The sequence below is a fragment of the Williamsia muralis genome (assembly GCF_051487485.1).
GTDB classification, from domain to species: domain Bacteria; phylum Actinomycetota; class Actinomycetes; order Mycobacteriales; family Mycobacteriaceae; genus Williamsia; species Williamsia muralis_B.
Genome location: NZ_JAHVCV010000002.1, coordinates 189,962 through 210,396, shown reverse-complemented (window position 1 = coordinate 210,396; position 20,435 = coordinate 189,962). Strand labels below are relative to the sequence as shown.

Here is a 20,435-nt window from a genome sequence, read left to right as displayed (position 1 = left end):
AATCTCCGGCGAAATGTCGTTTATCTGACTAGGATTCGCTGATGAGCCGCGTGGAGATCAACGTTCCCGAGAGGCGACGTCGGCTGCCCGGCAGGGTCGTGATCGCGGTGCTGATCTCACTTCTGGCCGTGGTCGTCGGCACCGCCGGATGTGGATCGTCAGACGACCGCGACCCCACAACCTCCTCGCGTGTCACCACGTCTGCACGGGGACTGACCCTGGACGGAAAACCGTGGTGGCCCATCGGTTTCGCGGCCTATCAACTGGGTACCGATTGGCAACTCAACGAAGGTTGTGGCGCTCAGGTCGACCTGAACAAGTATTTCGCCTCGCTGCCCCCGAACGCGGTCACCCGGTTCAATCTCTTCTCCTCGTTCGCCAGGGACAAGGACACCGGTGAGATCGATTTCGGGCGCCTGGACAAGATCTTCCAGGAGGCTGTCGACCACGATCAGTTGCTCGTCGCGGTGCTGTCGGCGGGTGAGGGTGCCTGTGAGGATTTCGAGTTCAAGGACCACTCATGGTTCGCCGACCGCTGGGACGATCCCGCAACCGACGATTCGCTGAAGGCATATGCGTCCTGGCTGGATACGGCTGTGGCCCGGTGGGGTGACTCTCGCGCCCTCGCCGGGTGGGAACTGGTCGGGGAGGCCGAGCCGAGCAATTGCAACGACAGTCGGTGTTCGTGGCAGAACCGGCTCTGTCCGCCTCGTTCGGCGGAAGTGTTGCGGAAGTTCTTCGACGTCGCCGGTGCCCGGCTGCGCGCACTCGACCCGGACACACCGATCTGGGCCGGACTCGCAGGCGGCGGTCAGTGTGGTTCACGCGGGGACGAATACCAGTACGTCGCTGCATCGCGGGGGATCGACGTACTCGACTACCACGACTACGGGCCGCGGGGTGAGCCGCTGCCGGGAACGGCGACCGACGGACTGCAGCGACGGATCCAACAGGCCGGTCTGGTCGGCAAACCGCTGGTGGTTGCCGAGATGGGCCAGATGGCGGGGTCGTGTGGGCCGTTGCAGGGCCGGGCGGACGACCTGACGCGGAAGATCACCGCCCAACGGACCGCGGGTACCGCCGGTGCGCTGTTCTGGGCGTTTGTGCCCGACCCCCGGCTCGGCGAGTGCACGCTCGACATCGGCCCCGGTGACCCCATTTTTGCCGTGATCCGGGCCTTGAGTCCTTAGAGCGTTGGCGCTTCCTCAACCCGGTAGACCCGCCAATCGGGCTGATCCTCACCGTCATTGGGTACTTCGAGCGCCAGAGTCGCGATGTCGGCACCGGTTTCGTACAACGTCGGATACCGCAGGTTGACGGCGTCGGACTCGCCGCGACCGGTGTTGGGCACCGACAACAGGTATCGGACCTGGTTTCTGCCGGGGTCGTTCAGGTAGGCGGTGAAATCCAGATCGGAGGGGACCACAAAGGTCTTGGGTTTTCGAGATGCGGCCACGACAGCGAATCCGTAGACGGTGTCGGTCAGCACCGAGCCCTCGGGCAGGTCGAGGCTGTCGAGATAGTTCGCCAGTTTCCGTTCGGTGGAAAACGTTGCCGCGATGCGGTGTTCGGTGGCCTTGCGTTCGGTGACGTTGTCCGGATCCGGGGCAAGAACCGCACCCAGCGCGTACTCCTGCGGGGCATATTTGGGTTTGCTCATGCCGTACGCGGAGGCGGGCACGGTGATCGCGACCAAGACAACGGCCACGGCGAGGCCAGGCCACGTGCGGGCGGTTCCCACCCGGTGGCGAGCGGGCGAACGACGGGCCTCCGGTGGTTGGGGTGCGTACTTGCCCCGCCGTTTTGTGATCGTGCACGCGCGCGCAGGGACAAGAAGGATCGCGAGCGTGGCGGCCAACGGGATCGCGACGATGTAGAACCGCAGAAAGCCGAAAGTCGATCCGCTGGCATAGCTGTACCCCTGGAAGGCCAGAACGCTGCCGAACACCACTATCGGCACGAGCACCGGAGCCCAGTCGCCGCGCCACCATCCGGCAACTCCGGCAGCGAGGGCCAGCGGGATCAGCGTCGGTGCCAGGAGCACAGTGGACACCACCGCGAACTCGACGCCGGGCACGAAAGCTGTTCCACCGCCGTCGGACTGCTGGAGAATTGCCGAGTTCCCGTACTGGGAACTGAACTGTGCAAAAGCCTGACCCGTGATGAGCCAGCTGGTCGCGGCCCAGCCGATGAAGGCGAAAAAGCCCGGTGCGGCGACCAATCCACCGTCCAGCAGGGCTCGTCGCCATCGCAGTCGCGGCGAGGCGCGGATGGCTGTGGTCGCGGCGACGAGCAGCGAGGCACAGGCGATGGCGGCGACGGCGTCATAACGGGTGAGGTAGCTCAGACCCAGCGAGATGCCGGCTGCCGCGAGGTGGTGAACGTCGTCGTCTGTGGTCCAGGCGATCAGCCGGCGCACCGCCCAGCACACGAAGAACACAAACGGCGCCTCGCTCATACCGTTCGACCCGTAGAAGACGATCATCGGGTTGAACGCGAACAGTGCGGTGACGATCACGGCGAACGACCGCGGTAGTCCACGATCCGCAGCAGTTGCGAAGATCTGTACCGCGGCACCGGACATGAAGGCCGCCGACATGAGCACGCCGGAAAAGGCTCGCTCGGTCAACGGTGCCCACAGGGGGCTGAATGCCACTGCGGGCAACTGGATCAGCGAGGTCAGAGGCGTGAAGACGAAACCGATGGCCGCGACGTGCGGATCCCGGCTGTACAGAACCGTTTGGGCCGAAGACACCCGGGACAGCGAGTCGCCGATGATGAATCCTTCACGCACGCACAGTACGTAGCCGACCACCACGTAGACGGCGAGACTCACGAAGTAGATGGTCCGGCCGAGTCCGCGATCAGACATTTCCGCCCGCCGCGTCGAGGGGAACCTGGCTCGGTCCGTTCTTTGATGCGGCTGCCGCCGCATCTGACTGTCCGACACCGGAGTCGCTGTCCGGCTTCGCGGACAACCCATGGAAGGTCTTCTCCCAGTACGAGGGATTCCGGATCAGCTGATAACACCCTTTCGCCGAGGCCACGCTCATCATCACCCAGTAGAGCGGCACGGTGAGGGCAGGCAACAGCAGATCGGGCCGATCGTCTTCGCGCAGTGCGATCAGGTTCATGTAGATGGTGGCGCCGTTGCCGAAGATCAGCGACACCAGCGCGGGGAAATAGATGTACCAGGGGAACACTTCCCCGATGACCGCGGGCTGGCCGAGGAACCACGAGACGGTGATCAACCAGAAGACGAGATTGAGGCAGGCGATGACGGGTGTACCGGCCAACAGCAGGGTGAACCGGATGAAACTGACGGTACCGATGGCCCGCCACAGACCCACCGGGCGTCGGACATGCACCAGCCAGGTCTGCAAATAGCCCTTGTACCACCGTGATCGCTGGCGGACCCAGTTGATGGGATCGCTGTTGGCCTCCTCCAGGGTGACCGAGTCGATGACGGCGGTGCGGTAGCCGGTCTCGGCGATGCGGACACCGAGGTCGGCGTCTTCGGTGACGTTGAACGGATCCCACGCACCGATCTCGCGGAGTACCGAGCGCCGGAGATGATTGGACGTGCCGCCCAACGGGATCGGGGCTTTGCTGCGCATCAGGCCCGGCAACAGGTATCCGAACCACAGTCCGTACTCGGCGGTGAACCAGCCGGTGAGCATGTTCTGTCTGCCGTTGTGGAAGGCGAGTTTGGCCTGGACGCAGGCCACCGAATCGTCTTCTGAGGCAAAGGCTGCCACCACGCGCCGGAGCTGAAGGGGATCGGGCAGGTCCTCGGCGTCATAGATGGTGACGATTTCACCGGTTGCCAGGTGCAGACCGTAATTGCAGGCCTTCGGTTTGGTTCGGGGGTCGGCCGCCGGGACCAGCACGATGGTGATGATCTCGACGTCCTGACAGCCCTCGGCCGCCGAGATCGTGACGTCGTCATCGGCCTCGAGCAACAAGAGGACCTGCAACTTGTCCGACGGGTACTCGAGTGCGGCCATCGCGCCGATGAGATCGGCAACCACCTCAGGTTCGTTGTAGGCGGGTACCAGGATGGTGTACAGCGGGAGGTCGGCGTCGGGGATGGCCCGGGCCCGTTCGTCGCTGATGTTGATCGGGCCCGACGCCAGCCCTCGCCGGAACAGCAGCAGTCTGTCGATCATCGACCAGACGTAACCGAGGGTGCAGACACCGATCAGGGCAGTTGCGGTCGGGATGGGTTGCCAGATGGCAAACCCGACAACCACCACGAGGAGCCCGATCAGGAAGTTCTTCTGCCATCCCAGAACTGCGATCGACGCAGACCTGAGCGGATCGGCCTCACGGAGACCCTCGATGGCGTCGTGCAACGCCGCGGCCTTGAACTCCTCGCTCAGCTCACCGGGAACCGGGGGCCCCGTGGGTTGCTCGGGTGGCTGCGTCATGCGGGCACCTGTTTCTCGAGCGGTGCGAGCTGCGCCTCGACCAGGTCTCTACCGAACTCGGTGAGCAGCCCCTCGTCCTTGAACACGGGATCGTTGTTGGTCACCACGGAATTGCCACGGAGCAGCACGGTGAAAACCGTGTTGAGGTTGCTGACCAGTGCGTTGGCCGGCTCGGGAAACGGCGCATTCGCTTCGTGGTTGTCGACGGTCAACACGGTGACCCGCTGTGCGGCGCCGCCGTTTTCCCAGGTCCAGGTGAGCTTGGTCCATGTGACCAGCAGCTTGTCGTCGACCACCGCAAACATCCGCCCGATGATCCCGTTGCCGAGGTTGACGTCACGTCCTGCACTGGACCGGGTCTGCGACATGTCGTAGAGGACGTTGTCGGGGTAGATGGTGAACGAGATCGGCCGCCGGCTGGTGACGCTGTCGACCACCACCTCCCGTGGTCGAGACAGCTTGTCCCACTCGAAGTTCCCCTCTTCCGCGAGCATTCGCTGCCGGATGAGGACCGAGTTCGTACCGAAAAACCTCTTGACCCACCGGTATTCGACGGTGCTCGTCGTCTGCCATTGCGGAGGGGAGATGAGCGGTGTGCGGAACGGCAGGCCGTCCACCTGGCGTACCGGGGGAAGGCTGGGAACGGGAAGCGTGATCAGGCCCAGAAGGATCGCGATGACCGCGACCACCGGCACCGATCGCCACACCTCACCGGCGGTCAACGGGTTGATCGACCGCTCGAGCGGACGTTTCTTCTCTCCCCGGCGTGAGTAGAAGTAGAGACCGAGGCTGACCACCACCGTTGCGGTCAGGGTGGGGGTCTGCTGGTACACCATCACCGGCGCATTGGGGTAGAACTCGATGAGTACCAGCAGGATTGCGCCACCGACCGCAAACGTCAACGCGGCACCGGTCACGGCGCGCTGCCAGGTTCGTCCGACGGCGATGGCGGTCGCGAACGCGGCGAGCCCGAGCGCTACCAGCCCGGCGATCTGACGGCCGCCACCGAGGGTGATCACCATGATCCGATAGGGCAGAGGAAACATCATGAGCAGGAGGAGCCAGACCCACGCGAACCGGGTGACCGGCCGAAGACCGAACAGCATGATGCTGGCGCTGATGAGGAAGATCCACATCGCGAGCAGATCGAGATGGAGAAGGCTGAAGTCGTCCGAGTATCGGCGTAGCAGAACGCCTTTGATGAGCAGTGCCAGTACCAGGCCCATGAACCCGACGATCACGTCGGTCTGCCGGTCGTGGATCGGCAACTCGCCGGTACGGCGCCGGGCCACGCCCTGCGCCGCCAGCAACGCCAGCCACGGCACCGTGAACACGTAGCCGATCAAGCTGCCCGAGTACGCCTCTTCGGAGATGTTGAGCCACGTCGAATAGAAGGCGATGAACGTTGCGGCGAGGATGATGGCCCATCGCAGCGCGATTCGCGATGCGGGGTGCCACCGCGAGAAGATCGATCCGGACGACGCCGCCACGGATCAGCTTCCCGGTTCGCGCCGGCGACTGCGGATCACGACGATGGCAACAACTATCGCGATCGCCACGAGAACACCCGCCCCGATCCACCGGATCAGTGAGCGGTTGTCTTCGGGGTCGGACGTGACCGACGTGGCGCCGATGTCGACGGTCAACGCCACGGGGTCGCGATCCGGAACCGCCACGAGCGCATTCCCGTTGAGTCGGACCCAGCGATCCCTGTCTGCACCCAGCCATCCCAGCAACGCGTCGAGTTGGCCGGGGGCACCGGTCGAGGTGGCCACCAGGACCGTCCGCTCCCCGTCGACGACGGTCTGCATCGAGCCGAAGTTCACCGCCGGATCGAGTGTCAGAGTCGTCTCGTCGCCGTTCCCGTCGACCCCTGCGAAGTCGATGGGGTTGTTGCCGGACTTGCTGATCGGGAGGTCGATGGTGGAGTCGTCCCAATTGTCGGCGGCGATCAGGATGGCCGGGAGCTCAGAGGTTGTCGCGGTCTCGAGCGGCACCACAGTTGTTCCCAGAGGCACCGCGCTGAGCCGTTGAACACCCTCGATGATGGACACAGCACGGGCCGTGTCGGCGAAAGACCCGACTGTCAGACCGATTTCGAGCTCGGGCATCAAGGCCTGCGGCACGGATTGGAATCCGGGCGGCACCGGCGGCGTTGCCGGACTGCTCTGAACCGGGCTGTCGCCACTGACGTTGAGCGTGAGCGGGCCGGCCTCACCACATGCTCCGGTGTCACCGGCAGCGTCCACGGCCACGTTGAGGTCGGTGAAACGCTGGAGCAGTCGGTTGGGAATGGTGATCATCTCGTCGATGGTTCCGCTGGGTTCAGCGGCCCACCGGGTGATGACCTCGTCACCGACCGAGACCACCACCTGGCCGCCGTAGTTCGGCGGAAGCGGGGTATACGACCCCTTGAGATTGACCTTGATGTCGCCGGTGGGCCGTCCGAGGCGTGTCTGATCGAGGCCGATCGAGACCTTGGGGTCGGTCAGGGCGGTGGCGCTGGCACCCGGCTCACCCAAGTCGCGCAGCGTGGTCGAATCAGGTGGCAGTTGAGGGCTCACGCGCAGCGGCCCGGCCACTGCTTTGGAACTGACCGCCAGACGCGACATGTCGCTGGTCAGCAGCCGCGTCTGATTGGTCAGGTCTGTGGCCGGGCCGCTGATCAACAGCGCCGGAACTCCCACGGTCCCGAGGAGGGTCACTGCGGTGTCGGGTCGCTCGATGACGGCGACTTGTCTGTCCAGCGCCGTGGATGGCGTGGTGAGCGCGGGCTGACCTTCCGGAAGTGTCTGCATCACAACGTCGACGGGTTGCTCGCCGTAATAGGCGACCACGGCCGATGCCAGCGCGACGGCCGCATTGGATTCGGCCTGGGTCGGTGTTGCGGGGATCGCGATCGTCAGTCGCTGGAGAATCGGCGGCAGGAAGTCGGCGACAACGGTGGGCGCGACCTCGGTTCCGGCAAAGACCACCGACGGTGTGAGGAGCGTGAGTTGGTCGGTCTCATCGAAGACACAAAACCCCGGTGGTGGCACAACAAAACTGCGAATGGTGACGATGACCGCGTTGTCGATGATTTCGGCCCCGCGCAGCCCGATCGTCACCGGTGACCGATCGGCCGATGGCACGTCGACCGACGACAGTGTCTCGCCGTCCTGGACGACGGTGAGGGAGGCGCCCTGCGCGTTCGGCGGCAGCTGAACCGTGGCTCGGATGTCGGTCGGCGTCAGCCCTTCGGGCACAGGGATTGTCACCGTTGCCGAACCCTGCTGCCCGGGAAAGGCGAGATTTTCTCCTGCCCCCAGTGAATCGAGGCTCAGGGTGGGGGCTGCCGAAACAATTCCGCCGTCGCCTGGCGCGGCGCCTGCGTGCGGCGCGACAAGAATGGCTGGGGCCGCTGCAAAGATCGCCGTGGTGATCGCGGCGAACAGGCGAAGTAACCGAGAGTGTGCCGTTGTCATCACGGCAATAGTAAGCAGTAATTACTATCTGGCCGCGGACGAACGCGCTTTTTCTGCCACCGCGCCTGGATAAGCCCAGGTGACGTGCGAAGACCGTTGCCTTTCGGCGTGCCCAGGATTAAATTGCCGGAAGATCCGCGTAGCCGCGAATACTGGCGTTGCTGGCCGGTTCCCAGCCGATCAGGGGCCTCGGCGTTTCGACAACGGAGTAGCCCGAGGCGTCACCTGTGATGATCGTCGACCGATCGCGGTGCACTCCCACCGGGATGTCCCCGGCCAGGGTGACTCGATTGACCCGACGGTATTGATCGCCGAAGTCTGCGACGCCGTAATGCTGGGTGGAGCGATTGTCCCAAATGGCAACATCGCCTTCATTCCAATTCCACCGGAATGTATTGTCGGGCCGTTCGATTCTGGCCTGAAAGAGCCTCAGTAGGTCTGCTGTTTCCGAGGTTTTGAACCCGGTGAATGACTGGACGAAGTGTCCGAGAGTGAGTGCACGCTCCCCGGTCTCGGGATGAACGCGAACCACGGGGTGCTCTGTTCGGTAGGTGGTTTTCCCGAACTCGGCTCGGTAGGCGGGATCAGAACTGTCGCCGACCGTGAGGTGTTCGGCGTAGTCGTAGTCGTTCGAGTGCACAGCCCGCAACCGGTCGGCAAGCGCGCGCAACGGAATGGGGAGCGCAGCGTAGGCGGCCACGGTAGATGCCCACATCGTGGCGCCGCCGTAGCTCGGTCGCTGGATGGAACGCAGGACCGAGATCTTCGGGATGCGGTCGACAAATGTCACGTCGGTGTGCCAGGAGTTCGCGGCGCCTTCGAGCGGCAGGAGGTCCTCACCGCGGGACAGCACCGTGGGGTGCGCCTTGGTGGGGCTGCCCAGGACGGATGCGAACGCGTACTGCGCGTCGTCGTCGAGGTGGTGCTGGCCGGTGAAGATCACGGCCTTGTGGGTGGCGATCACCGAGCGGATGGCCTCGACGGTGGCCGCATCGAGGTCTGCCGACAAACGCACGCCGTCAACCCGTGCGCCGAGGTGCTCGCCGAGTTTGGTCACCGACAGGGCAGTGCGCGGGACCGCGATGGAACTGGCGGTGGTGGAACGCGATTCGGCGATGGCAGTCATATCGTCGAGTCTGTCCGAGCACGACGCCGCGGGACAGGGTTCGGCTCAGGCTGAGTGAAAGTCGGGGCTCGCGAACCGCCGCCGAGGCCTGGCCCGGGAGGGGTCACCGGACCAGGCCTCGGCGCAGGTCAGATCTTGCTGTACGCCTCGGTGAGAACCGTACGCAGGATCTGCTCGATCTCGTCGAACTCGGCCTGTCCGCAGATCAGCGGTGGCGCGAGTTGGACAACCGGGTCGCCGCGATCGTCGGCCCGGCAGTAGAGGCCGGCGTCGAACAGTGCCGTGGAGAGGAAGCCGCGCAGGACGCGTTCGGACTCATCGGGGGTGAAGGTCTCCTTGGTCGTCTTGTCCTTGACCAATTCGATCCCGTAGAAGTACCCCTCGCCGCGCACGTCCCCGACGATGGGCAGATCGTTCAGCCGTTCCAGGGTCGAGCGGAACGCCGGCGCGAGGTCCCTCACCCGGTCGTTGAGGCCTTCGCGCTCGAAGATGTCGAGGTTCGCCAACGCAACGGCGGCCGAAACGGGATGTCCGCCAAAGGTGTATCCGTGGGCGAACGAGGTCGAGTTGTCGTTGAAGGGTTCGAACAACCGATCCGAGGCGATCATCGCGCCGATCGGGGAGTAGCCCGACGTCATCCCCTTGGCGCACGTGATCATGTCGGGGATGTAGTCGAAGTCGCTGCAGGCGAACATGGAGCCGATCCGGCCGAAGGCACAGATCACCTCGTCGGACACCAGCAAAACGTCGTACTCGTCGCAGATCTCGCGGACCCGCTGGAAATAGCCGGGTGGGGGCGGAAAACAGCCGCCGGCGTTCTGTACCGGCTCCAGGAAGACCGCCGCGACGGTGTCGGGGCCCTCGAACTCGATGGCTTCGGCGATCCGGTCAGCTGCCCACCTGCCGAACGCCTTCGGGTCGTCGCCGTGCTCGGTCGCGCGGTAGATGTTGGTGTTGGGCACGCGGAACGCACCGGGTGTCAACGGCTCGAAAGCCTCTTTGAGTGCCGGGATACCGGTGATCGCGAGCGCGCCCTGCGGTGTGCCGTGGTAGGCAATCGCCCGCGAGATCACCTTGTGCTTGCCGGGTTTGCCCTTGAGCTTGAAGTACTGCTTGGCCAGCTTCCATGCGCTCTCGACGGCCTCGCCGCCGCCGGTGGTGAAGAAGACCCGGTTCAGGTCGCCGGGGGCGTATCCGGCGAGGCGCTCGGCCAGTTCGATCGCCGGTGGCGTGGCGTACGACCACAAAGGGAAGAAAGCCAGTTCTTTTGCCTGCCTGGCCGCGGCGTCGGCGAGCTCGTCACGTCCGTGCCCGGCCTGCACCACGAACAGGCCCGAGAGGCCGTCGAGGTAGCTCCGCCCGCGATCATCGAAGATCCGTGCCCCTTCGCCGCGGGTGATCACGGGAGGGATGGTCTGGTCGCCGTGCCGGGAGAAATGTCCCCACAGGTGGCGTGCCGAGCGGGTGCCCAGGCTGGTTGTCTCGGTGTCGAGAGCGGTCATCGCGTACCCCAATTGTATTGTTGTTTAACCAATTTCAGGTAGACCAGGGTCTCGGTCCCGGTCACACCAGGCTGCGATCGGACCTTCTTGTTCAGCACGTCCAGCAGATGCTCGTCGTCCTCGCACACCACTTCGATGACGATGTCGAAAGAGCCGGCCGTGAGCACGACGTAATCGATCTCCTCGATGGTTGCCAATGCATCAGCCAACTCGGCAGTGTCTCCGGTGCAACGGATCCCGATCATCGCCTGGCGGGCGAACCCCACCTGCATGGGATCGGTGACCGCCACGATCTGCAATACTCCGGCATCGCTGAGCCGCTGAACCCGGTTGCGCACCGCAGCCTCCGACAGTCCCACCGCCTTGCCCACCGAGGCATAGGAACGTCGGCCATCGGCCTGCAGCTCCTCGATGATCTGCTTGGAGATGTCGTCTAGGGCTATCGGTTGCTGATCGGTCATGGTCCCGATTCTTCTCGATGCGCATCCTGGTTCGATCTTCGCATTGCCATGGTTACGGATTTCGCAGCGGACTGCAACAACAACGGACGAATTGGTCGTTCAAAAGGCAATACGGTCGCGGATTTCGCAATCGGTCAGTAAGGTGGCAGGCACCGCTGACCAATCGACGACGCATGTGCGAGGACCTCAATGATCAAGACTTCGTCGTTTGCCGCCGGTTGGGTGGGTGGTGCCGAGCTCGTCGGCGCAGGGCCCACGCACGACGTCATCGATCCGGCCACCGGCAAGGCTGTCGCCTCCACGTCGCTCGCCTCGGCGCAGGACGTGGACACCGCAGTGGACGTCGCGCGAGATGCGCTGCGGGACTGGGCATCGGCGACACCGGCGCATCGTGGTGCGGTGCTTGCCGACCTCGCATCCGCCATGTCGGCGTCGAGCGACGCCCTCGCGGCCGAAGAGGTCAGTCACACCGGAAAGCCCATCCGGCTGGCGACCGAGTTCGATGTGCCCGGATGTGTGGACAACACCACCTTCTTTGCGGGTCTGGCCCGCAACCTGGAAGGGAAGGCGACGGCGGAGTACTCCGGGGAGCACACCTCATCCATCCGGCGCGAACCCGTCGGGGTGGTCGGGTCCATCACCCCATGGAACTATCCGTTGCAGATGGCGGTCTGGAAGGTCATGCCTGCCTTGGCCGCCGGATGCACCGTGGTCCTCAAGCCGGCCGAACTCACGCCGCTGACCACGTTGACGTTGGCCCGTCTGGCCTCGGAGGCCGGACTTCCCGACGGGGTGTTCAACGTGCTGACCGGTACCGGCGCGGAGGTGGGTGCCGCCATCGCGGGACATGCCGGCGTCGACGTGGTCACCTTCACCGGATCGACGGGGGTCGGTCGTCAGGTGATGGCTCAGGCAGCGGTTCACGGCACCCGGGTGCAGTTGGAACTAGGGGGCAAGGCCCCGCTGGTGGTGTTCGACGACGCCGACCTCGAGGCAGCCATCCACGGCGCGGTCGCCGGGGCGTTGATCAACTCCGGCCAGGACTGCACCGCCGCCACGCGAGCCATCGTGGCTCGGCCCCTGTACGACGACTTCGTGGCCGGTGTGGCCGAGTTGATGTCTGCGGTGAGGATGGGTGATCCCACCGATCCGGCGACCGACATGGGCCCACTCATCGCGGCTGCCCATCGCGACAAGGTGTCGGCGATGGTGGATCGCGCCCGCGACGGTGGCATCAGGGTGGTCACCGGCGGCACCGTTCCAGAGGGGCCAGGTGCCTTCTATCCGCCGACCCTGCTCGCCGACGTACCCGAGGACGCTGAGGTGTATCGAGACGAGGTCTTCGGACCCGTACTGACCGTCAGCGCATTCGACGACGATGACGATGCACTGCGCCGCGCCAACGACACCGTGTACGGGTTGGCCGCATCGGCATGGACCCGTGATCTGTACCGCGCTCAGCGTGCCTCCCGCGAGATCCGGGCCGGGTGTGTCTGGATCAACGACCACATCCCGATCATCAGCGAGATGCCGCACGGCGGAGTCGGTGCGTCGGGTTTCGGCAAGGACATGTCCACCTACTCGCTGGACGAATACCTCACCATCAAACACGTGATGAGCGACATCACAGGAGTATCGCAAAAGCCATGGCACCGAACAATTTTCAGCCTGCCGCAGTAGAGAAGTCCGCGGCGTGGGCGTCCTCGCCCACCGCCCGGGGAACGGCCGTGGTCGCCGAGGCGGCGCCGGCGCCCTTCTGGCTCGATCGGCCCGAACGCCCCGTTGCCAGGAGGCGGCTGACCGGATCGACGGCTGCGGACCTGGTGATCGTCGGCGGTGGGTTCACCGGACTGTGGGCAGCGGTGCAGGCGGCCGAGGCAGATCCGGCGCGGTCGGTCATCCTGCTCGAGGGGGCGCGGATCGCCGAAGGAGCGACTGGACGCAACGGCGGGTTCTGTTCGGCCAGTCTGACCCACGGCCTGGTGAACGGACTGGACCGCTACGCCGATGAATTGCCCGAGCTGCTCCGGATGGGTGTGGAGACACTCGATGAGATCGAGGCAGCGATGCGGCGCCTGGGCATCGACGCCGACGCAGAGCGCAACGGTGAGCTCGACATCGCCAATTTTCAGTGGCAGGTGGATGACCTGGAAGAAGTTGCGCGCCAGGGTCGTGTCCTCGACCAACCCATGCGGTTTCTCGATGCCGACGAGCTCGCCCGCCACATCTCGAGCCCGATGGCCCACGGGGCGGTGTACGACCCCGACGTCATCCTGATCGATCCTGCGCGCCTCGCCTGGGGGCTGGCCGCGGCAGCCGAACGCCTCGGTGTCCGCGTGTACGAACACAGCGAGGTCACCGAGCTCCGTTCGGTGGGTGATCGTGTGCACCTGCAGACGGGCTACGGCACAGTCGATGCTGCGAAGGTGATACTGGCGACGGCAGCATCAAAACCGCTGCGCCGCAAGCTCGGTTATCTGATGGTGCCGGTGTGGGACTACGCGATCATGACCGAACCGCTCACCGATGCACAGCTCGCGGCCATCGGCTGGACGGGTCGTCAGGGACTTGCCGACTCGGGCAACCGTTTCCACTATTTCCGGCTCACCGCCGACAACCGCATCCTGTTCGGCGGTTGGGATGCGATCTACCACTACGGTTCGGACACCGATCCCCGGCATGCCCAGCGCCCGGCGGAGTTCGCCCTTTTGGCCGAACATCTGTTGCAGGTGTTCCCGCAGCTGGAAGGGATCAAGGCCAGCCACGCCTGGGGCGGTGTGATCGACACCTGCTCGCGGTTCAGCAACTTCTGGGATGTGGGCATGGGTGGCAAGGTGGTCTCCGTACTCGGTTTCACCGGGCTCGGTGTCGGGGCCTCACACTTCGGGGCGCGCACCGCGCTCGACCTCGTCGACGGCAGGGACACCGAACGAACGCGGCTGAAGATGGTGCAGAAGAAGCCACTGCCGTTTCCACCGGAGCCGCTGCGGTGGTTCGGGATCACCGTCACCCGGCGGGAGTTCGCGCGTGCCGACCGCAATCAGGGCCGGCGGGGCCTGTGGCTCAAGACCATGGACGCGCTGGGCCTCGGCTTCGACTCCTGACCCCGATCTTGGTGGGTTCGGGCGAGCGTTTGTGCAGGTCGGCTTCGCCCGAACCCACCAAGATCGGGATGGTCAGGGCGTGAAGTCCTTCGGTACGACGATGATCGGCGCATCGGTATTCCTCAGGATGCGGGCCGACATGGAACCCAGGAATGCCCGACGTGGGGGAGCGAGCCGTCCTGAGCCGATGACCACAACATCTCCCGGGCCCCAGCGCAATTCGTCGAGCGCCTCCTCGACCGTGTCGCCGTCGGCGACAAGCGATTCGATGCCGACGGCTCCGCCACAACTTTCTTCGGCGAGCTTGAGGTTGGCCTGCGCCTCGGTGACGTGGCGGGCGCGAACCTCGGATGAACCGTCGTCTGCACCGGCGTATCCGTCGTGGGAGACCAACGACAGGAGACGGAGATTCAATCCGCCCTCCCGCGCGAGGCCGAGGGCAAACGGGAGCGGATTGTCTTTCGATTCGGCGGTCGGCACGGCCACCGTCAACGTGTCGATGGTGGGGATGTCCACGCGGCTGTATCCGCGGGGCGCCAAGGCGACCGGGACCGGGGAGGCGTGGGTCAGCGCCGACGAGATGGTTCCGAGGGTGTGTTTGCCCAGGATGCCGTCGCTCGTGCCGCCCACCACGATCATCGCTGCCTTGGTCTCGAGAGCGAACTCGATGAGACACTGGGGGAAGGATTCGGCGACCGGGGTGTGCGTCTTCACATCGATGCCGCCTGGGATGTCCTCGACCACCTCGTCGAGCCACTGCTGTGCTTTCCGAACCAGCGCCTCTTGGTAGCTCGTCCGACCCGGTGAACCATCCGGCTCGGTTTCACGCACCACGCAGACGAGGTCGATCGCAGCCCCGGTGGCACGAGCGATGGCGATGGCGAGGTTCACCCCGTCATCACCGGTGTCGGTGTAGAGGTAACCCACTGTCAATCTCATGAGTGTGTACCGGCTTTCGTTACAGACGTTGTGGTCAGGGTGTGAACGGGCACTGCGGGCGCGGACGGCTGTCCGACCTCAGTACACATCAGGAACCTTCACCTCGGTGCGAGCATTGAGGGTCTTGCCCTTCCAGAAGTCCTTCGGCCCGAAGGCGAAGCACAGCAACATCAATGGGATACCGAGCACCAACATGCCCACACCCATGACGAACACGCCGCCGACGCCGCCGACGGAGGTGTACCCATAGTCGATCGAGTACATGTCGATCGCGCTCTTGATGAAGGCCCACGTCATCGCAAGGGCGCCCAGAAGCGGGAAGATGCCGCGGAAGAACAGGTTTCGGACAGACGTGAACAGTGTCTTGCGGAAGTACCAGACACAGGCATACGCGGTGATCCCGTAGTAGAACGCGACCGCCAGGCCCAGAGACGCCACCGAGTCGCCGAGCGTGTTGGCGCTGACGAGTGACAACACGAGGTAGAACGCGAGCGCCGCTCCGCCCATGACGGCTGTGCCGAATGCCGGTGTCATGTAACGGGGATGGATGGTCGCGAAGCGTTTGGGGATCGCCCCGTAGACGGCCATGGACAGCGTTCCGCGAGCGGTCGGCAGGATGGTGGACTGTGTGGACGACAGTGCCGATATCGACACGGTGAGCAGCAGTAGCGCCGAGAGCACGGCGCCGGCAACCGGATCACCGAGGATGGTCAGCACGTCGTCGGCGTTCTCTTCGTTGTTCAGGCCGATGCCGGTGTCGCCGAATCCGGCAAACGACTGGATGGCGTAGGCGACCAGGACGTACGTGCACACCAGGATGATCGTGGTGAGGACGGCAGCGCGGCCCGGTGTTTTCGCGGAGTCCTTGGTCTCCTCGCCGACGGCCAGGCAGGCGTCCCAGCCCCAATAGATGAAGATGCAGAGGATGACGGCTTCGGCGATCGCCGACGAACTCAGGCCACTCGGCCACAGCCAGCTGAGCTCGGGATTGATTGCCTGTGGGCCGGCCTTGTCGAGCCCGACCTTGACGAGCGCGATCACGCTGGCCGTGATGAGGACACCGAACTGCACGGTGATCAGGACATTCTGCATCCGCTCGCTGATGACGATGCCGCGGATACTGACCCAGGTCATCATCACGATCAGGGCACTGCCCAGCAGTACCTTGATCCAGATGTTCTCGGCCCAGGAATCGAGGTGGAGGAACCGCAGCAGGTAGACGCCCGCGACCTCGGCCACGTTGGCGAGCACGATGATCGCCGACACCGCCAGACCCCAGCCGCCGATCCAGCCGACCCAGGGCCCGAACGCCTTGGTGCCCCACGTGAACGTGGTGCCGCAGTCGGGGGTGTCCTGGCCGAGCTCGCGATAGGCGAACGCGATCAGCAGCATGGGGATGAAGGCGAGCACAAACATGGCCGGAGCCTTTTCATGCACCGCTGCGACAACAAAACCGAGAGTGGCGGCAAGGCTGTAGGCGGGCGCCACGGCCGACAGGCCGATGACAACATTGCCCACCAATCCCAGTGAGCCGGCGCGCAGACCCTTGTCTGAGACGGCGGTACCGGGTGCTTCCGAAATGGCCATGGGTATCTCCGGACGGTGAGGGGATCGAACATGCTTACCGTACGGTTTCGACAGTCAAATCGCGCCACAACAACGAAATTGTTTCCAGATCAGTAACACAACGACTGATTTAGTTGAGGTACCCGCCACGGACCCGTCTATCGGCACGTCTGCTGCACTTCATTGTCGGCAACGACGCGCGCGCCCTTTGCCCCCGTTGATCCGACGAGGATCGATAGAGGACCATTGTGTGTTGTGAACGCTCCGAAGAATGCCACCGCCATCGACCCCGACGACATCGGTTTTCGTATCGACCCGGTGCTGGCGCGCAGCTGGCTGCTGGTGAACGGTCTGCAGTACGAGAGGTTCCAGGCTGCTGTCCAGTCGCGTGCCGACATCGTTGTTCTCGACATCGAGGACGCGGTCGCCCCGAGGGACAAGGTGGCCGCCCGTGAGAACGTGGTCCGCTGGCTCGGGGACGGAAATCGTGACTGGGTACGTGTCAACGGGTTCGGTACGCAGTGGTGGGCCGACGACCTCGACGCGCTGAGCAAGGTGACGGTCGGAGGCGTGATGCTGGCCATGGTCGAGTCGGTCGACCACGTGACCGAGACCGCCAAACGGCTACCGGGTGTGCCGATCGTCGCGTTGGTCGAGACCGCCCGCGGCCTGGAGCGCATCAGCGAGATCGCCTCGGCCAAGGGCACTTTCAGGCTGGCCTTCGGTATCGGCGACTTCCGGCGCGACACCGGTTTCGGCGATCAGCCCGCCACGCTCGCGTACGCCCGATCGCGCTTCACCATCGCCGCGAAAGCTGCCCACTTGCCGAGTGCGATCGATGGGCCCACGGTCGGGTCCTCGGCGCTCAAGCTGAGCGAGGCCACGGCCGTGAGTGCCGAGTTCGGGATGACGGGAAAGATCTGCCTGACGCCCGACCAGTGCGCTGCGGTCAACGAGGGTCTCTCGCCCTCGCACGAGGAAATCGCTTGGGCACTGGAGTTCTTCGCCGAGTTCGAACGTGACGGCGGCGAGATCCGCAACGGGTCCGACCTGCCACGTATTGCCCGCGGCACCAAGATCCTCGACCTCGCGCGTGCCTACGGCATCGAGTTCAGCGAAGAATACGACGACCCCGACCACATGCCTGCCCCGTCGGACACCTACCACTACTGAAACGTCCCCGGACAGCACAATGGCCGTCACCTCGAGGTGACGGCCATTGTGTGTGTCGGGAACTTGCTCAGATCAGCGGGCAAACATCAACGCGCGCTTGACTTCCTGGATCGCCTGGGTCACCTGGATGCCACGGGGGCAGGCGTCGGTGCAGTTGAAGGTGGTGCGGCAACGCCAGACGCCGTCGACCTCGTTGAGGATGTCCAGGCGCTCTGCGGCACCTTCGTCGCGGCTGTCGAAGATGAAGCGGTGAGCGTTGACGATGGCTGCGGGGCCGAAGTAGCTACCCTCGCTCCAATAGACCGGACAACTTGTGGTGCAGCACGCACACAGAATGCACTTGGTGGTGTCGTCGAACCGGGCGCGGTCGGTCTGGCTCTGGATGCGCTCACGGGTCGGCTCGTTGCCGCTGGTCATCAGGAACGGCTTCACGGCACGGTAGGCATCGAAGAACGGCTCCATGTCGACCACCAGGTCCTTCTCCACCGGCAGGCCGCGAATCGGCTCGACGGTGATGGTGATCTCCTTGGACTTGTCCTTGGGGAGCATGTCCTTCATCAGCAGCTTGCAGGCCAGCCGGTTCACACCGTTGATCCGCATGGCGTCCGAACCGCAGACGCCGTGAGCGCACGAGCGGCGGAACGTCAGGGTGCCGTCGAGGTAGCCCTTCACGTACAGGAGCAGGTTGAGCAACCGGTCGGTCTGCAGGGCAGGCACGCGGAAGCTCTCGAAGCCCTGTGCGTCCGGATCCTCCGGGTTGAACCGGCGGATCTTCAGGGTCACCATGGTCGCCTCGTCGGGGACCGGGGGGAGTGCGGGGCCGTCGGGTGCTTCGCCGGCGGCGACATCAGTGGTTACGGTCATCAGTACTTCCGCTCCATCGGCTCGTAACGGGTCTGGACCACTGGCTTGTAGTCCAACTCGATGTCGGAGAGAAGGGTGTCGCCCTTCTTGTACGCCATCGTGTGCCGCATGTAGTTGGTGTCGTCGCGATCGGGGTAGTCCTCGCGGGCGTGACCGCCACGCGATTCCTTCCGGTTCAGCGCGCCGACGACGGTGACCTCGGCCATCTCCAGGAGGAAGCCGAGTTCGATCGCCTCGAGCAGGTCGCTGTTGAAGCGCTTGCCCTTGTCGTGAACACGAATGTGGTTGTAGCGCTCCTTGAATCCGTGGATGTCGGTGAGCGCCTGCTTGAGCGTCTCTTCAGTACGGAACACCGAGGCGTTCGCGTCCATCGAGGCCTGCAGTTCGGTACGGATGTCGGCGACACGCTCGTGTCCGTGCTCGGAGAGGATGGTCTCAAGCCAGCCGTCGACCATCTTGGTCGGCTCCTCGGGCATCTCGTGGAACTCCGTGTTGAGCGCGTACTCGGCCGCAGCGATCCCGGCGCGACGACCGAAGACGTTGATGTCGAGGAGCGAGTTGGTACCGAGGCGGTTCGCACCGTGGACCGAGACGCACGCACACTCACCGGCGGCGTACAGCCCGTGCACGACCTCGTCGTTGTTCGCCAGTACCTCGCCGTTGATCTTGGTCGGGATACCACCCATGACGTAATGGCAGGTGGGGAACACTGGGACGTACTCGGTGACCGGATCGACGCCGAGATACGTGCGAGCGAACTCGGTGATGTCGGGCAGTTTCTCGTTGAGGACTTCCTCACCGAGGTGGGTGACGTCGATGTAGACGTAGTCCTTGTTCGGTCCGGCTCCGCGGCCCTCGAGAACCTCCAGAACCATGGAGCGGGCGACGATATCGCGGGGAGCGAGGTCCTTGATGGTGGGGGCGTAGCGCTCCATGAACCGCTCACCGTCCGCGTTGCGGAGGATGCCGCCCTCGCCGCGCACGGCTTCGGAGATCAGGATGCCCAGCCCGGCAAGGCCTGTCGGGTGGAACTGGTGGAACTCCATGTCCTCCAACGGCAGACCCTTGCGGAAGACGATGCCCATGCCGTCACCGGTGAGGGTGTGCGCATTGGACGTGGTCTTGTACATACGTCCCGAGCCGCCGGTCGCGAAGACGATCGACTTGGCGTGGAAGACGTGGATCTCGCCGGTGGCCAGCTCGTAGGCGACCACACCGGTGGCAACCTTCTCGCCCTTGTCGTTCTCGGTGAGGCAGATGTCGAGGGCGTAGAACTCGTTGAAGAACTCGACGTCGTGCTTGACGCAGTTCTGGTACAGCGTCTGCAGGATCATGTGGCCGGTGCGGTCGGCCGCGTAGCAGGCCCGACGGACCGGGCTCTTGCCGTGGTCGCGGGTGTGCCCGCCGAATCGACGCTGGTCGATCTTGCCCTCGGGGGTCCGGTTGAACGGCAGGCCCATCTTCTCGAGGTCGAGGACGGCGTCGATCGCTTCCTTGGCCATGATCTCGACCGCGTCCTGGTCGGCGAGGTAGTCGCCGCCCTTGACGGTGTCGAAGGTGTGCCACTCCCAGTTGTCCTCTTCGACGTTGGCCAGAGCGGCGCACATGCCGCCCTGCGCAGCGCCGGTGTGGCTACGGGTGGGGTAGAGCTTGGTCAGCACAGCTGTTCGGGTGCGCGGACCGGCTTCGATGGCCGCGCGCATCCCGGCGCCGCCGGCGCCGACGATCACCACGTCGTAACGGTGTTCCTGCATCTATGGCTTCTCTCTCATCAGTGTCACCGGATGCGGCCGGTGGGTGCTCGCC

Annotated in this window: 15 protein-coding genes; 4 read left to right on the top strand and 11 right to left on the bottom strand. The window is 64.6% G+C overall.

The annotated features are described in order from the left end of the window. Nucleotides 1–41: 41 nt before the first annotated feature. On the top strand, nt 42–1,190 hold the full coding sequence (locus tag KXR83_RS04270) for a beta-mannosidase (RefSeq protein ID WP_437423737.1): 1,149 nt from the start codon (nt 42–44) through the stop codon (nt 1,188–1,190). Here the strand turns inward: KXR83_RS04270 and KXR83_RS04265 are convergent. The 7 genes from KXR83_RS04265 to KXR83_RS04235 all read right to left on the bottom strand — a co-directional run bounded on the left by KXR83_RS04265 (nt 1,187) and on the right by KXR83_RS04235 (nt 10,983). Beyond that, nucleotides 1,187–2,872 (bottom strand): ArnT family glycosyltransferase, encoded by a 1,686-nt coding sequence (locus tag KXR83_RS04265; protein WP_437423736.1) that lies wholly within the window; start codon nt 2,870–2,872, stop codon nt 1,187–1,189. The genes KXR83_RS04270 and KXR83_RS04265 overlap by 4 nt on opposite strands. Further along, nucleotides 2,865–4,430 carry a glycosyltransferase gene (locus KXR83_RS04260; RefSeq protein WP_437423735.1) on the bottom strand — a complete coding sequence of 522 codons (1,566 nt, stop codon included), beginning with the start codon at nt 4,428–4,430 and terminating at the stop codon, nt 2,865–2,867. Before KXR83_RS04260 ends, KXR83_RS04265 begins: the two co-directional genes overlap by 8 nt. Beyond that, a complete protein-coding gene (locus tag KXR83_RS04255; protein WP_437423734.1) occupies nt 4,427–5,920 on the bottom strand; it encodes a hypothetical protein in 1,494 nt (497 codons plus the stop codon). The genes KXR83_RS04260 and KXR83_RS04255 overlap by 4 nt, the downstream gene beginning before the upstream one ends. Nucleotides 5,921–5,923: 3 nt before the next feature. Further along, nucleotides 5,924–7,894, bottom strand: coding sequence for a hypothetical protein (locus KXR83_RS04250; RefSeq protein ID WP_437423733.1), 1,971 nt, complete (start codon nt 7,892–7,894; stop codon nt 5,924–5,926). 118 nt (nt 7,895–8,012) lie between these two features. Further along, nucleotides 8,013–9,020, bottom strand: coding sequence for a TauD/TfdA dioxygenase family protein (locus tag KXR83_RS04245; protein ID WP_437423732.1), 1,008 nt, complete (start codon nt 9,018–9,020; stop codon nt 8,013–8,015). A 128-nt stretch (nt 9,021–9,148) separates the two neighbouring features. Then, nucleotides 9,149–10,522: an aspartate aminotransferase family protein gene (locus tag KXR83_RS04240; RefSeq protein WP_437423731.1), complete on the bottom strand. Its 1,374-nt coding sequence runs from the start codon at nt 10,520–10,522 to the stop codon at nt 9,149–9,151. After that, nucleotides 10,519–10,983 carry an Lrp/AsnC family transcriptional regulator gene (locus KXR83_RS04235; protein WP_023962114.1) on the bottom strand — a complete coding sequence of 155 codons (465 nt, stop codon included), beginning with the start codon at nt 10,981–10,983 and terminating at the stop codon, nt 10,519–10,521. Before KXR83_RS04235 ends, KXR83_RS04240 begins: the two co-directional genes overlap by 4 nt. A 189-nt stretch (nt 10,984–11,172) precedes the next feature. Between KXR83_RS04235 and KXR83_RS04230 the strand changes: the two genes are divergently transcribed. Both KXR83_RS04230 and KXR83_RS04225 read left to right on the top strand, forming a co-directional pair. After that, nucleotides 11,173–12,663, top strand: coding sequence for a gamma-aminobutyraldehyde dehydrogenase (locus KXR83_RS04230; protein WP_437423730.1), 1,491 nt, complete (start codon nt 11,173–11,175; stop codon nt 12,661–12,663). Beyond that, the gene (locus KXR83_RS04225; RefSeq protein ID WP_437423729.1) at nt 12,630–14,087 is read left to right on the top strand and encodes an NAD(P)/FAD-dependent oxidoreductase; all 1,458 of its coding nucleotides are present in this window, start codon (nt 12,630–12,632) and stop codon (nt 14,085–14,087) included. Before KXR83_RS04230 ends, KXR83_RS04225 begins: the two co-directional genes overlap by 34 nt. Nucleotides 14,088–14,159: 72 nt before the next feature. Here the strand turns inward: KXR83_RS04225 and KXR83_RS04220 are convergent, their stop codons facing one another. Together KXR83_RS04220 and KXR83_RS04215 are read right to left on the bottom strand one after the other, a co-directional pair. Continuing rightward, nucleotides 14,160–15,026: a universal stress protein gene (locus KXR83_RS04220; protein WP_437423728.1), complete on the bottom strand. Its 867-nt coding sequence runs from the start codon at nt 15,024–15,026 to the stop codon at nt 14,160–14,162. A gap of 78 nt (nt 15,027–15,104) precedes the next feature. Next, complete coding sequence (locus KXR83_RS04215) at nt 15,105–16,613, bottom strand: APC family permease (RefSeq protein WP_437423727.1); 1,509 nt, start codon at nt 16,611–16,613, stop codon at nt 15,105–15,107. 234 nt (nt 16,614–16,847) lie between these two features. Here KXR83_RS04215 and KXR83_RS04210 point away from each other — a divergent pair, with 234 nt between their 5' ends. Beyond that, a complete protein-coding gene (locus tag KXR83_RS04210; protein ID WP_437423726.1) occupies nt 16,848–17,765 on the top strand; it encodes an HpcH/HpaI aldolase/citrate lyase family protein in 918 nt (305 codons plus the stop codon). A gap of 72 nt (nt 17,766–17,837) precedes the next feature. On the opposite strand, the gene KXR83_RS04205 is transcribed toward KXR83_RS04210, so the two are convergent. Next, complete coding sequence (locus KXR83_RS04205) at nt 17,838–18,629, bottom strand: succinate dehydrogenase iron-sulfur subunit (RefSeq protein WP_437423725.1); 792 nt, start codon at nt 18,627–18,629, stop codon at nt 17,838–17,840. Continuing rightward, nucleotides 18,629–20,383, bottom strand: a complete 1,755-nt coding sequence (sdhA, locus tag KXR83_RS04200) for a succinate dehydrogenase flavoprotein subunit (protein WP_437423724.1) — start codon at nt 20,381–20,383, stop codon at nt 18,629–18,631. The genes KXR83_RS04205 and sdhA overlap by 1 nt, the downstream gene beginning before the upstream one ends. Nucleotides 20,384–20,435 lie beyond the last annotated feature (52 nt).

What these genes read in the sequence shown, in the direction of transcription:
- KXR83_RS04270 (WP_437423737.1), top strand. Translation starts at nt 42, where the DNA reads ATGAGCCGCGTGGAGATCAACGTTCCCGAGAGGCGACGTCGGCTGCCC.
- KXR83_RS04265 (WP_437423736.1), bottom strand. Translation starts at nt 2,872, where the DNA reads ATGTCTGATCGCGGACTCGGCCGGACCATCTACTTCGTGAGTCTCGCC.
- KXR83_RS04260 (WP_437423735.1), bottom strand. Translation starts at nt 4,430, where the DNA reads ATGACGCAGCCACCCGAGCAACCCACGGGGCCCCCGGTTCCCGGTGAG.
- KXR83_RS04250 (WP_437423733.1), bottom strand. Translation starts at nt 7,894, where the DNA reads ATGACAACGGCACACTCTCGGTTACTTCGCCTGTTCGCCGCGATCACC.
- KXR83_RS04245 (WP_437423732.1), bottom strand. Translation starts at nt 9,020, where the DNA reads ATGACTGCCATCGCCGAATCGCGTTCCACCACCGCCAGTTCCATCGCG.
- KXR83_RS04240 (WP_437423731.1), bottom strand. Translation starts at nt 10,522, where the DNA reads ATGACCGCTCTCGACACCGAGACAACCAGCCTGGGCACCCGCTCGGCA.
- KXR83_RS04235 (WP_023962114.1), bottom strand. Translation starts at nt 10,983, where the DNA reads ATGACCGATCAGCAACCGATAGCCCTAGACGACATCTCCAAGCAGATC.
- KXR83_RS04230 (WP_437423730.1), top strand. Translation starts at nt 11,173, where the DNA reads ATGATCAAGACTTCGTCGTTTGCCGCCGGTTGGGTGGGTGGTGCCGAG.
- KXR83_RS04225 (WP_437423729.1), top strand. Translation starts at nt 12,630, where the DNA reads ATGGCACCGAACAATTTTCAGCCTGCCGCAGTAGAGAAGTCCGCGGCG.
- KXR83_RS04220 (WP_437423728.1), bottom strand. Translation starts at nt 15,026, where the DNA reads ATGAGATTGACAGTGGGTTACCTCTACACCGACACCGGTGATGACGGG.
- KXR83_RS04215 (WP_437423727.1), bottom strand. Translation starts at nt 16,613, where the DNA reads ATGGCCATTTCGGAAGCACCCGGTACCGCCGTCTCAGACAAGGGTCTG.
- KXR83_RS04205 (WP_437423725.1), bottom strand. Translation starts at nt 18,629, where the DNA reads ATGACCGTAACCACTGATGTCGCCGCCGGCGAAGCACCCGACGGCCCC.
- sdhA (WP_437423724.1), bottom strand. Translation starts at nt 20,383, where the DNA reads ATGCAGGAACACCGTTACGACGTGGTGATCGTCGGCGCCGGCGGCGCC.